The organism is Microbispora amethystogenes (genome assembly GCF_016863015.1).
Taxonomy (GTDB): domain Bacteria; phylum Actinomycetota; class Actinomycetes; order Streptosporangiales; family Streptosporangiaceae; genus Microbispora; species Microbispora amethystogenes.
Genome location: NZ_BOOB01000037.1, coordinates 1 through 12,914, shown reverse-complemented (window position 1 = coordinate 12,914; position 12,914 = coordinate 1). Strand labels below are relative to the sequence as shown.

Below are 12,914 nucleotides of genomic sequence, written 5' to 3'. Positions count from 1 at the left end.
GAGAACCTCACCAAGATCGCTGTCCTGGCGAGCCGCTCACAAGCGCCGTGGGTGTCCGGAACAGTTCCGGACAGTGCCTCGGACAGCGGTTCCGGACTGTTCCGGACGGCCGGCCGCGGCGGGGCGGCGCGCCCATTGACGCGGACCGTTGACGCGGACCGTTCCAAGGGCCAGCATCGGGGGCGTCGCCGCCGCCGTCGTCCGCCCGTCCCCGCGTACGGGGGCCACCAGGAGGAAATCATGTCGATCATGTCGAGCGAGTCTTCGGCAGGTGCGGCGTTACCCAGGAGCTGGAAGGCGTTCGTCGCGCTGCCCGGCGAATCAACGGCCGAAGCGGTCGCCCAGGAGCTGGAGAAGGACCCCAGCCCGGCCAACGCGCTCGCGTCGGTGAAGCTCATCGCCGAGACGCTGGCCCAGCGGTCGGCGCGCGAGCGCAGCACGATGTCCGAGCTCCTCGTCAGGCAGCTCATGGGCGACATCGCCCGGGGCTTCATGAAGGCGACCGCCGCGGTCCGGCTCGCCCACCTGGTGCGGGAGGCGCCGAAGGAGCAGTCCACGTCGCAGCACACCGACATACGCCACAGCCTCGACCTCCTCCCGCCGAAGTCGAAGCCGGCGCCTCCCGAGAAGACCGACAAGGGCCCCGACTGGGAGACGCTGGACGCGCTCGACCTGGCCGCGGCGGGGAAGGTCACCGTCGACCTGGTCGAGCTCGCGCGCCGGGTCGAGGACGAGAGCGACGCCTCCTCGGTGGGGCATCTCCGGGTGGTGCTGGATCTCCTCGACTCCATCGGTGTCAAGGCGGCGTACTCGAAGGGGCGCCGTGAGGAGCTCGGGGACATCGTGCGGGACACGACACAGGAGCACCTCGTCGCCCAGATGGGGTTCCGCGCGGCGAAGAGCCAGCGCAGCTCGCTCACGGGCCTGTCGACCCAGAACGATCTCGCGGCCAGCTATTGGCGCACGAACTTCCGCGACACCCTGGACGAGTTCGTCAAGAAGCTGAAGGGAAGCGGGGCGTCGGACCAGCACGACGCGCTCGGCGAACTCGCCGAGAAGCTGAAGAAGGTCGGGAGGTCGGGCACCGACATCCTGGTCAGCAGCCCGCGCGTGCTGCGCAAGCTCGAGATGGTGGTGGGCCCCGACGTGCTGGAGAACCTCACGGTCACGCCGCTCGTCGGGAAGTCGGGCGTCAGCGTGCTGAGCGGCACCGGCGCGTACACGAAGATCGAGTGGGACAAGATCCTGTACGAGCTCGGCGCGACGCCGTCGGCCTACCAGCTGTACGAGCTCATGGACACGGGCAAGACCCCGCCGAAGACGAACTTCACCGTCGACACCCGGGCCGACCTCGTGCGGCTCATCACCGGCAGTCCCTTCTCCCGGCTCCAGGAGATCGCGCGGGAGAAGAGGGAGATCGCGCCGGTGTGCGCGATGGTGGAGCACCTGGTTCTGGGCCTGACCGACGAGCTCGGCCCGAAGCGCTTCGACGCGCTGACCGCCAACGCCCTGCGCTCGCTGAGCCGGCTCCTCGACATCGTCGTGGAGAACGTGGACAACCCCACGGTGGCGATGCGCGCGGTCGACCTGATGATGGACGAGATCGCCGTCGTCGTCGCCGTGGCCAAGTACTACAACTGGACCGACTACCGCACGACGATGCGGGCGATCCTGCTGGAGCGGGCGCCGGGCATCGCGAAGCTGGTGGAGGGCGACAAGATCCAGGTCGACAGCCACCTCACGACGAGCGGCATGGACGCCATCGCCACCGCGCTCCACATCGCGCTGTCGTCGCGGGACCAGGAGGAGGTCTCGCGGTCAACGGAGACGATCGACTACTACGAGACCGCGTTCCTGCTCGGCAAGCTCAAGAAGGGCGAGAAGGTGACGCCCCACAAGGACGTCCTGGTGGCGGCGCTGAACCCGAGCACGCCCGCCTTCGCGCCGTCCCCGGAGAAACTCGTGACCGACGTCCTGCAGAGTGTGAAGACGCACAAGAAGGGTGACGCGCCGTTCGCGCTGATCATCGACACCACCATCGAGATCGCGCCCAAGCAGGGCGGCAAGAGCCAGACCGAGATCGTGCTCGACGGCCTGAAAGACGCCGTCGCCGCCGGCGCGCTCGAGATCTTCCTGTGCAAGAGCTTCCAGAAGTACGCCTCGTTCGGCACCGGCAAGGTGGCCGCCGGCGATCTCACGCTGCTGTCGGCGAAGGGCAACCTCGAATCCGCGTCCGCGCGGGCCGAGGCGCTGCTGCAGGACCTCAGTCTCGACCTCACCCAGCACGACGAGGCGCAGCTCGTGATGCACATGCTCAGGCACGGGCACCGCGACGAGCTGGCGCTGATGCGCAGCGCCGCCGTGAACGCCAGGTTCGTGGACGAGTTCTGCTGGCCCATCGACAAGACGGACCTCCGGCAGGGCACGCCGTACGTGGAGGGCATCCCCCTGATCCTGCGTACGACGCCCACCGGCGACGTCGACAAGCTGTTCCAGAAGCTCCAGATGATCGACAAGCGCGACAGCTTCTCGTTCCTGCGGACGTCGTTCGTCGGCGGGATCCCGAGCGCCGGTGGCGTCGAGGGCAAGTACGTGCGCATCAACACCGGCCACGAGTCGAAGGCGACGATGGTCGAGTACTTCTACGCGTTCGGCCACCTGGCGCTCAACACGCCCCCCGGCGCGAAGAAGCCGGAAGGCTCGAAGGTCGATCTCGGCGCGCTGACAATGGACGTGGTGAAGGAACATCTGGTGGCACTGGGCGACGTCCGGGACGACCAGGACTCCCTCATCGCGAAGTACCGGGACAACATCGTGGCGTCCTACTGCGCGTTCGCCCTCCAGAACGTCATGGGCAAGGGCAACGTGATGCCGCTGCTCGTCGAGTTCTTCACGAGGCCGGCGGGTTCGGTCACGATCGAGACCCAGCGTTATCTCGCCGACGAGCTGCTCACGTTCAAGGCGAAGAACCCCGGCAGCGACCCCGCCGTCCTCGCGGCGCTGTGCCGCGCGGCGGTGGTCCTCGCTCCCTGGCGGTTCAAGGCCATCGCCGCGACCCTCAAGCTCGACGCCGCGGGGGAGTCGAAGGAGGCGAAGCAGCTACGCGAGCTGGTCGCCCGAGCGGTCAAGTAGGGGTCGCCGTAGTATTCGCCGGAAATCCTTCGACCGGCCGGCGCACGAGTTCACCCCGCAGCGCCGGCCACCTGTCGGGCGGGTGAGGAAATGATCCCGGGGTGGTGGCCGGCCTGGTGGGTGTGCAGCCGTACGTCAGGCCTGGGAAGGGAACCTGTCGTCTTGTGAAAGACCCGTCGCTATCGCTGCTCGGGAGTCAGGACGCGTCGGGTCCGGTCCCCGCTCCAGGCCGCTTCGAGGATCGCGGTCAGGCTGGCGGTGTCGGCCGGGCCCGGATGGTTCTGGATCAAGCGGGTGACGCCGCCGGCCATCTCCGCGAAGCGCGGGAGGTCGGCGCGTGCCACGCCGATGTCCGCCAAGGAGGCAGGGATGCCGATGTCGGCAAGGAGCCCGTCGAGCCAGGTGAGGAACATGTCCGCGGCCTCGGCATCCGAGGCGCCGGTCACGTCGAGCCCGCACACCTTGGCGAGGACGGCCAACCGGTCGCTGATGGCATCCTTGGCCGCGTCCAGAGCGTAGGGCAGCAGCAGCCCGACGCCCAGGCCGTGCGGCGTGTGGGTGGCTGCGCCGATGGGATACTGGAGGGCGTGCGGAGCCGCGGTGCCCGCGTGGGCGAACGCGAGCCCGGCCAGCATGGACCCGTAGGACATGTCCGCGCGCGCGTCCTTGTCGCCTCCGTCCCTGACGACGCGGGGCAGGCTGCGGGCGATCCGCTCGGCGGCCAGCAGCGCGTAGTGATCGGTGACCGGGTTGCGGCCGAGGAAGACCTGCTCCACCGGGTCGCGCGGTTCGTGGGCCCGGGGCCGCGCGGTGTAGCTCTCCACCGCGTGACAGAACGCGTCGATGCCGGAGTGGGCGCTGACGGTCGCAGGACAGCTGTAGGTGAGCTCGGGGTCGACGATGGCGAAGTCGGGCACGATGTGGACGCTGGAGACCCCCACCTTCAGCTCGCGGTCCGGGTCGGTCAGCACCGAGACGGGCGTGAGCTCGGAGCCGGTGCCTGACGTCGTCGGGACCGCGACGAGAGGAATCGTCGGCCCCGGCACCTTCGACTCGCCGTAGAAGTCGCGCGGCGACCCACCGTGGCGCCGGATGACGCCGACGATTTTGGCGAGGTCGATCACCGTGCCACCGCCGATGGCGAGGATCACGTCGGCGTCCACCTCTGCGGCGACCGAGACGGCCAGGGCGACATCGGTGAGTGGCACGTCCGGAGTCGCGTCGGCGAACACCCCGACGACTGCGACCTTCTCCCGCACGGCGGCCACAATCTCGGCCACACTCGGCTGCCCCAGAAGAACCCGGTCGGTCACGACGAGGACCCGCGAGCCACACTCGGCCACCACTCGCGGGATGTTCTGCGCGACCCCTTCGCCCACTATCAGCTGGCGTGGTCCGCGGACGGTCTCAAGCATGTCAGTGCCTCTCTGGAACGTCGGCGGTGATGTGCTGGGCGGACGTCCAGGTCACCTGCGAGACCGGGACGGCGTCGGCGAGGTTGGCTGCCGGGTGGCGCGGGCGCGCGCCGGGCGCCCGGACTCGGTCGTGCCCGGGCGCCCGGAGCAGCAGGCCGGTCACGGCAGGTCGATCGCCGCGTAGGTGACGTCGAGGTACTCGAGGATGCCCTCGTGCGACCCCTCCTTGCCGATCCCCGACTGCTTCACGCCTCCGAACGGAGCAGACGGGTCCGAGATCAGGCCACGGTTGATGCCGACCATCCCCGTCTCCAGCCCCTCGGCGAACCGGAGCGCCCGCTGGAGGTCACGGGTGAAGACGTATCCGACCAGGCCGTGCTCGGTGTCGTTGGCCTTAGCAATCACCTCGTCGTCGGACGTGAACGAGATGATCGGCGCCACCGGGCCGAAGATTTCCGTCTCCAGGATCCGCGCGTCCTCGGGCACGTCGACGAGGACCGTGGGCGGGTAGAAGTGGCCCGGCCCATCCGGACGCTCGCCGCCCACCAGGACACGGGCGCCGCGATCGACCGCGTCGGCGACGAGCTCGTCGATCTGCGTGACCGAGGCATCGTCGATCAACGCCCCGACGTCCACGCCGTCGTCGAGACCATGGCCCACCGAGAGCGCGCCCATCCGCTTGGCGAAGCGCGCCGTGAACTCCTCGCGCACCGGCTCCTCGACGTAGATCCGGTTGGCCGCGATGCAGGACTCCCCGATGTTGCGCATCTTGGCGACCATGGCACCGTCGAGCGCGACGTCCAGGTCCGCGTCGGCACACACGATCAGGGCCGCGTTGCCGCCCAGTTCCATGGAGGTGCGCAGCACGTTGTCCGCCGCCTGTCGTAGCAGCACGCGCCCGACCTCGGTCGACCCGGTGAACGAAAGCTTGCGGGTCCGACGGTCGGCCAGCAGTGCTGAGACCACCTTGCCGGAACGCTTGGTCGTCACGACGTTGACGACGCCCGGGGGAACGCCGACCTCCTCCATGATGCGGGCCAGGAACAGCATGGTGAGTGGCGTCTGGGCGGCCGGCTTGGTGATCGTCGTGCAGCCCGCCGCCAGCGCAGGAGCGATCTTGCGGGCACCCATCGCCAACGGGAAGTTCCAGGGCGTCACGAAGACGCACGGTCCGACCGGCTTCGGCACGGTGAGGATGCGATATCCACCATTGGGAGCGGTGTTGTAGCGCCCCTCGACGCGCACCGCCTCCTCGGCGAACCAACGGAAGAACTCGGCGCCGTAGGCCACCTCTGCCCGAGCCTCCGCGAGCGGCTTGCCCATCTCGAGCGTTATCAGCCGGGCGACCTCCTCGGATCGCTCGGTCAGTGCCCGGTACGTCGCGGTCAACAACTCTGACCGTTTTCGCGGCGGGGTCGCCGCCCACTCCGCCATCGCCTTGCTCGCCGCGTCCAGAGCGTCGAGCCCGTCGCCGACCTCGGCGTCCGCCACCTCGGCGATGGTCTCGCCGGTGGCCGGGTCCTCGACGGCAAAGGTGGCTCCGCCGGCGGCGTCGCGCCAGGCGTCGCCGATCCGGAGCCGCCGGTGCTCGGGGGCCAGGACGTTCATCGGGTCACTCATCGCGTCGCCTCCTGTGATGTTCTTGGTGGTGTCCAGCGTGACCTCGGCGATCGCGCCACGCGCGTGGCTGCAGGGCGACGCCCCGCGCCACCGATCGCCTTCTCGGGCCATGGCTGCTTCGGCGTCGTCAGGCCGTGCTCACCGGTGACGGTCCGCCGAGGCTCGATTGCCGTGTGCGGGCGCATGGTGACGTCGCCGCCCTGCGCGCTTACCTCCCGGACTCGGACAGCGCCAGCCCGGTGCCCGCGTCGAACAGGTGCGCACGGTCCAGGTCGACCGTGACATGCAGCCGCTCGCCCGGCGTACCGGTGAAGGTGGGCCGTGCCTTGACCTTGAGCATCTCCGTCCCCACTTGGACGTCGACCACCGTCCGGTCACCGAGCGGCTCAAGGCCGTAGAGCTCACCCGGCAACGACGTGTCCCCACGCCGCTCGACGGACAGGTCCTCCGCGCGCAGGCCCAGCAGCAGCGGACGACCGTTCTCAGCCGTGGTCCAGCGGGGCCGCGGCAGCGTCCAGCCTTCCGCCCCGACCAGACGATCTCCCTCGGCGCGGCAGGCGAGCAGGCTGATCGCCGGGCTCCCGACGAAGCCTGCGACCCACTGGTTGGCGGGACGCTCGTACACCTCGGCCGGCGTTCCGACCTGCTGCACCTTGCCCTCCTTGAGGACCGCGACCCGGTCGGCCATGGACAGGGCCTCGACCTGGTCGTTGGTCACGTAGACGAAGGTCCCCCCGAGGCTCCGGTGGATGCGGGTGAGCTCGGTGCGCATCTCGACGCGGAGCTTGAGGTCGAGGTTCGTCAGCGGCTCGTCCATGAGAAACGCGCGCGGGCGACGGACCAGCGCCCGGGCCAGGGCGACACGCTGCATCTCACCGCCCGACATCTGCGCGGGACGACGCTGCAGCAGGCGTTCGATGTGCAGCAGGCTCGACATCTGCTCGACGGCAGCGGCGATCTCGCTCGAAGAACAGCGGCGGGCCCGCAGCGGCGAAGCGATGTTCTCGTACGCCGTGCGTCGCGGGTAGAGGGCGTAGCTCTGGAAGACCATGGCCAGGTCGCGTGCGGCCGGGGTGTCAGCGGTCGCGTCCCTCCCGTCCAGATGCACCGACCCGGCGTCAAGCTTCTCAAGGCCGGCGATCGCTCGCAGGGTCGTCGTCTTGCCTGCTCCGGAGGGCCCGAGCACGACGAAGAACGAACCGTCCGGCACGTCCAGCGTCACCCCGTCCAGGGCCTGGACCTTGCCGAAGGACTTGCGCAGCCCGTGTACTGCCACGGTTCCCATCAGGCCACCAGCTCTTCCGTGTCCACGTCGTAGACCGGCGGGGGCCCGCCGGTGTGCCGCAGCCCGACCGGTGCGTCAGCAGCGAAACGGACAGTCGGTGCCATCCGAACTCGTACCTCGCGCTGGCCGCCGTGGTCGACCACGTAGATGATTTCGTCGCCCAGCCACTCCGCCGAGACCACGCGGGCCGGGACCGAACCTTCCGCCCCTGGTTCTGTGACTTCCAGCGCCTCCGGACGGACGCCTGCGACCAGGCGACGGTCGCGCGGCAGGCCTGGCGGTGGCGTGAGGACCAGTCCGCCCTGACTGCGCAGCTTCCCGTCGGCCACCTCCACCTCGATCAGGTTCATCGGCGGGGAGCCGATGAACGCGGCGCAGAAGAGACTCGCCGGACGGTCGTAGACCTCCAGCGGCGTGCCGATCTGCTCGACGCGGCCCTTGTTGAGGATGGCGATTCTGTGACCGAGCGACATCGCCTCGACCTGGTCGTGGGTGACGTAGACCATCGTCGTCCCCAGTTCCCCCTGCAGGTGCTTGATCTCCGTGCGCATGTCCGCCCTCAGCTCCGCGTCCAGATTGGTGAGGGGTTCGTCCATGAGGAATGCGCGCGGTCGTCGCACCAGGGCGCGAGCGAGCGCGACGCGCTGCTGCTCCCCGCCGGACAGCCGGTGCGGTCGCCGGTCCAGGAGCGGACCGAGCCGCATCAGCCGGGCGGCCTCGTCGACCCGCTCCTGCACCTCCGCCTTGGGCAGTCCCTCGGCCCGCAGCGGGAACGCCAGGTTGTCGCGGGTCCTCAGGTGCGGGTAGAGAGCGTAGAACTGGAACACCATGGCGATGTCGCGCTCGGCGGGCGGCAGGTCGTTGACCAGCGTGTCGCCGATGTGGATGTCGCCCGACGTCTGCCTCTCCAGGCCGGCTATGGCCCGCAGCGTGGTCGTCTTGCCGCAACCCGAAGGGCCGAGCATCACGAACAGCTCGCCGTCGCCGATGGACAGGTCCACGTGCTCGACCGCGACCGTCCCGTCCGGGTAGCGCTTGTGGAGGGTGGTCACCTCGATGCCCGCCATCAGCGTCGCACCGCCCCGAGCGTCACACCGGCGACGAGGTGCTTGCGCACCAGGTAGGCGAAGACGAGCACCGGTAGGGCGAAGACCACGGAGGCGGCGGCCACGAGACCCCAGTCAATAGTGGTTCCACCGATGAGGCCGGCGATGGCGGGTGGGGCCGTCCGCACGCTGTCGCTGGAGGTGAGGAAGATGGCGAACACGAACTCGTTCCACGAGAAGATGAGTGCGAAGACCGCCGTCGCGGCGATGCCGGGCAGGAGCAGGGGAAGGGTGAATTTCCAGAACGCCTGCAGGCGGGTGTAGCCGTCGAGCATGGCGGCATCCTCGTACTCTGCGGGCACCTCGTCGACGAACCCCTTCATCATCCAGATCGTGAACGGGACGTTGAACGCGGTGTAGATGAGGATCAGGCCGAGCTTGTTGTCGATGAGCCCGAGTTGGCGGTACATGAGGAAGATCGGGATCACGACCACCACGGGCGGCATGAAGCGGGTGGACAGGATGAAGAACAGCTGGTCCTTCTTGGCCTTCACGGAGAAGCGTGAGTAGGCCCAGGCCGCCGGGACCCCCAGCACGGTGGCCAGCGCCGTGGAGACCCCGGCGACCACGACGGAGTTGAGGAACGAGACGGACAAGGCCGAGCGACCGCCGCCGGAGCCGGCGAACACGTCCTTGAAGTGGTCGAGAGTGACCTTGAAGTCGAAGAACTTGGCCGGGATGGCGTAGACGTCCCGGTTCTCCTTGATGGACGTCTCGATCATCCACAGCACCGGAAAGAGCATCACGACGGCCAGCACGGTCAGCAGCGCGACCTCCAGCACCGAGCGGCCCCGGCCGCCACGGCGCCGTCTGGAGGGCGTGTGATCCCGGCCAGGACCTGCGGACACGGCCTCGTCGACGGAGACGGCCATCAGTCCTCCTTGAGCTTGTTCAAGTAACGCAGGTAGAGCTGCGTGAGGACGAGGACGATGAGGACCATGAGGATCCCGTACGCCGAGGCGGTTCCGGTGTTGAAGCCCAGGAACGCGACCTTGTAGACGTGGAACGACAACGTCTCGGTGGAGACCCCCGGACCTCCACTGGTGAGGATGTAGACGAGGTCGAACAGCCGGAAGGCCTCGATGGCCCTGAACAACACGGCGATGAGGAGCAGCGGCCACACCAGCGGAAGAGTGATGGTGCGGAACCGGAACCACTCGGACGCCCGGTCGATCGAGGCGGCCTCGTACAGGTACTTGGGGACCGCGGTAAGGCCCGCGAGTGCGATGAGCATGATGAACGGCGTCCACTGCCAGGTGTCGACCACGATCAGGGAAAGCAATGCCGTTCCCTGCCGGGTGAGCCACTCCACCTGCCCCAGGCCGAGTGAGCCGAGCATGCTGTTGATCACGCCGAACTGCGCGTCGAGCATGAATCGCCAGAACAACCCGACCACGACCGGCGACAGCATCATCGGAACCAGGAACAGAGTGGTCAGCACTCCTCGCCCGTGCGTGCGCCGTGAGATCAGGTAGGCGATGGAGAAACCGAGCGTGGTCTGCAGGGCGACCGCGCCGACCACGTAGATCAACGTCGTCAGGGCCCTCAGGTGGACCTGCGCCGACGTCAGGATGGCGGTGTAGTTCTCGAACCAGACGAAATGGGCGGGCCCCCCGCGGGTGGCCGAGTAGTCGGTGAAAGACAGGTACAACGCCCACAGCAACGGGAACACCGACATCGCGAGCAACAGCAGCAACGCGGGGGAGATGAAGGCCCCGGCGAGCCAGCGGTCGCTCAGGCGGCGGGACCGGCCCGGTGCAGGCGGCGTCGCGGACGCCACCTGCCCGGGCTGGTCGATCGTCAGAGGAGCGGACTCACTCACAGTCCGCCGCCACCCTTGCGGTTGCCGGAGTCGAGCACGGCCTGCTGCTCCTTGGCGATGTCGTCGAGCGCGTCCTTCGGCTTCTTCGCGCCGTTGAGAGCCGCGTTCACGTTGGTGTTCTCAATGTCGATGAGGCGCGCGTACTCGGGCACATTCCACATGTCCCGCATCCGCGAAACCGAGTCGGCGTACACCTTGTTGAACGGCCCGGCATTGAGGAACTCGGGCGACTCCAGGGCGTCCGTACGCGCCGGCACGCCACCGGCCGCGGCCCACTTCTTCTGGATGTCAGCCTGCTCGAACCACTTCATGAAGTTCAGGGCCTCCGCCTGGTTCGCCTGGGGCGAGTAGGCCGAGATGTGCATCCCCATGCCGCCGAGAGGCACCAGGTTCGTCTTCTGGCTCGGCAGGGGGGCGAAGCCCAGCTTGTCGAGAATCTGCTCCCGGGTGGTGCCGAGCGTCGACTGCTTCGGGTCGAGCAGGCCGCCGCTCGCGGCGATCCAGTTGAACGCGATGCATGCCTTGCCCTGGGCGACCGCCGCGTTCACCTCGTCGATGAACCAGTTGCCGGAGCCCTTGGCGGTCAGCGGCTTCATCTTGTTGACCAGGACGTCCATCGCCTCCTGGCCCGCGGCGTCGTTGACGACGCCGTCGATCTTGCGCGACTTGGCGTCCCAGAGGTTGCCGCCGTAGACGCCGTTGACCGTGTTGTAGGTCACGGCCGCGGCGTCGGAGCCGTTGGCCTGGTGGAAAGCCAGCCCGCTGACGCCGGGGTTGTCCGCCTGGCACTTCTCGGCGACGGAGATCATCTCGTCCCAGGTCTGCGGCGGCTTGTCGCCGATCAGGTCCTTGCGGTAGATCATCGTCCAGGTGTCGCCGAGCAGTGGCAGTCCGTACAGGCTGGCGTTCTCGTCGCGCTTGCCGGTCTCCGCCTGGGGGTACTGGCCGTAGGCCGCCAGGAGGTACGGGTTGTAGGCCTTGACATCGATGTTCTTCTTGACGAAGTCGGTGATGTCGAGGATGTTGCCGTTCGTCACGGCCTCGCCGATGTGCTGCGAGTCCAGGATCGGGATGTCGAAGTCGGTCTTGCGCGCTGCGAACTGGGTGAACATCGCGTCGTGCCAGTTCGCGTTCGGCACGGTCTTGACCTTGATGGTCACGTTCGACCGCTCCTTGGTGTACTCCGCGTTCGCGAAGTCCTCCAGCGCGTGGGCGGGGGGCCAGTCGAACCAGATGAAGCTGAGGGTCAGCGGGTCCTTGGTGAGCTCCGGGATGGTCGCCGGCGCCTTGGGGGCGCTCGACGTCGCGCCGTCGTCCTCGCCGCCACCGCCGCAGGCCGCCATGGTCGTGGCCACCAACATGGCCGCCGCCGCCAGCTGCGCCTTGCGACTGGGAACGGACAGTCGTCCTATTCGCCTTGGATACCGCATCTTCGTGCCTGCTTTCTGGGTGGGGAGGTTCTGGAGCCCTGCTGCGTGGTTCGCCGAGCAGTTGCTGGGGGTGTTCAGGCGTGTTGCCGGCTGTCGCAGGGCTGACCCGCAGACCGGCGTCACGGGTACGCCGCGACGTGATGGGGCTTCAAGCAGTCAAGAAGTCCTTTGGTCCTTATCGGCCCGGGGGCGAACCGAGTAGGACGTCGAGCATGCTCATTGGAGCTCCAACTGATCGAAGCGGAGCAGATGACGGGGGGATTTCGCGAGGGTGAAGGATGGCTGGCATCCGCCACCTTTCCTATACGATCCGAGTGGGGGCGTCAACATCCCGCAGCGTTGCGACCGAAGTCAACAGCTTTCCGAAAACGTAAGAAAGGCCTCACGTCACGATGGACGACGAAGTGATGATCGCGCGGCGCCGTGGGGCCATGACGGGCGGAACGCCGCCGCGAAGATCTCGCGGCCGGCTCGCCGACGAGGTGTACGACACACTGCTCGGACAGCTGATGTCGCTACGGATCGAGCCTGGCTCCCGCGTCACGATTGACGTCCTGGCGCGAGAGCTGGGGGTCTCACAGACGCCGATCCGAGACGCTCTGAACCGTATGGAGGCCGAGGGCCTGGTCGTGCGTGTGCCCCACGCCGGCTATCGCATTCCCCCCCAGATCACCCGTCAGCGATTCGAGGACATGCTTGAGCTCCGCCTTCTCCTCGAGCCGGCGGCGGCGCGCCGATCCGCCGAACGCGCATCCTCCAAGCAGGTGGCCGGCCTGCGACGAATGCTGGAGGAGATGGCGGAGCTGGAGGGGGGCGGCAACGGGCTCATGGCCTACGGCGCCTTCGGGCTACGCGACGCCGCTTTTCACGATCTCGTCGCCCTGAGCGCGGAGAACCAGGTCATCCGCGAAGCACTCGCTCGCCTGCACACGCACGTGCACCTGTTCCGGCTTCTCCACGACACCCAGGTCACCTACTTGGCCATGGCAGAGCACGAAGAAGTCCTGGCCGCGATCGCCGCGCGTGACCCCGACGCCGCCGCCTATGCCATGCGCCAGCACATCCTGCGGTCCGGCGAACGGTTCCGGCGATTGTTCGACGAGG

10 protein-coding genes are annotated in these 12,914 nt (G+C 68.2%); 3 read left to right on the top strand and 7 right to left on the bottom strand.

Annotation, left to right across the window (positions count from 1 at the left end):
• Positions 1–240: 240 nt before the first annotated feature.
• Complete coding sequence (locus tag Mam01_RS23125) at positions 241–3,132, top strand: hypothetical protein (RefSeq protein ID WP_204287315.1); 2,892 nt, start codon at positions 241–243, stop codon at positions 3,130–3,132.
• Positions 3,133–3,311: 179 nt separating this feature from the next.
• Here Mam01_RS23125 and Mam01_RS23120 read toward each other — a convergent pair whose 3' ends face one another.
• Positions 3,312–4,547 carry an iron-containing alcohol dehydrogenase gene (locus Mam01_RS23120; protein WP_204287314.1) on the bottom strand — a complete coding sequence of 412 codons (1,236 nt, stop codon included), beginning with the start codon at positions 4,545–4,547 and terminating at the stop codon, positions 3,312–3,314.
• On the opposite strand from Mam01_RS23120, the gene Mam01_RS23115 reads away from it, so the two are divergent.
• On the top strand, positions 4,546–4,731 hold the full coding sequence (locus Mam01_RS23115) for a hypothetical protein (protein WP_204287313.1): 186 nt from the start codon (positions 4,546–4,548) through the stop codon (positions 4,729–4,731). The two genes, Mam01_RS23120 and Mam01_RS23115, sit on opposite strands and share 2 nt — an antisense overlap.
• On the opposite strand, the gene Mam01_RS23110 is transcribed toward Mam01_RS23115, so the two are convergent.
• The 6 genes from Mam01_RS23110 to Mam01_RS23085 form a co-directional block, all read right to left on the bottom strand.
• Positions 4,707–6,167 carry an NAD-dependent succinate-semialdehyde dehydrogenase gene (locus Mam01_RS23110; protein ID WP_150934172.1) on the bottom strand — a complete coding sequence of 487 codons (1,461 nt, stop codon included), beginning with the start codon at positions 6,165–6,167 and terminating at the stop codon, positions 4,707–4,709. The two genes, Mam01_RS23115 and Mam01_RS23110, sit on opposite strands and share 25 nt — an antisense overlap.
• A 208-nt stretch (positions 6,168–6,375) precedes the next feature.
• A complete protein-coding gene (locus Mam01_RS23105) occupies positions 6,376–7,452 on the bottom strand; it encodes an ABC transporter ATP-binding protein (protein WP_204287312.1) in 1,077 nt (358 codons plus the stop codon).
• Entirely contained in the window at positions 7,452–8,519 is a 1,068-nt protein-coding gene (locus tag Mam01_RS23100; protein ID WP_150934170.1) for an ABC transporter ATP-binding protein, read from the bottom strand. The genes Mam01_RS23105 and Mam01_RS23100 overlap by 1 nt, the downstream gene beginning before the upstream one ends.
• Positions 8,519–9,430, bottom strand: coding sequence for a carbohydrate ABC transporter permease (locus Mam01_RS23095; RefSeq protein WP_204287311.1), 912 nt, complete (start codon positions 9,428–9,430; stop codon positions 8,519–8,521). Before Mam01_RS23095 ends, Mam01_RS23100 begins: the two co-directional genes overlap by 1 nt.
• Positions 9,430–10,380, bottom strand: a complete 951-nt coding sequence (locus tag Mam01_RS23090; protein ID WP_204287310.1) for a carbohydrate ABC transporter permease — start codon at positions 10,378–10,380, stop codon at positions 9,430–9,432. The genes Mam01_RS23095 and Mam01_RS23090 overlap by 1 nt, the downstream gene beginning before the upstream one ends.
• Complete coding sequence (locus tag Mam01_RS23085; protein WP_204287309.1) at positions 10,377–11,741, bottom strand: extracellular solute-binding protein; 1,365 nt, start codon at positions 11,739–11,741, stop codon at positions 10,377–10,379. The genes Mam01_RS23090 and Mam01_RS23085 overlap by 4 nt, the downstream gene beginning before the upstream one ends.
• A gap of 461 nt (positions 11,742–12,202) precedes the next feature.
• Here Mam01_RS23085 and Mam01_RS23080 point away from each other — a divergent pair.
• The coding region (locus tag Mam01_RS23080; protein WP_204287308.1) for a GntR family transcriptional regulator at positions 12,203–12,914 on the top strand (712 nt) is incomplete at its 3' end.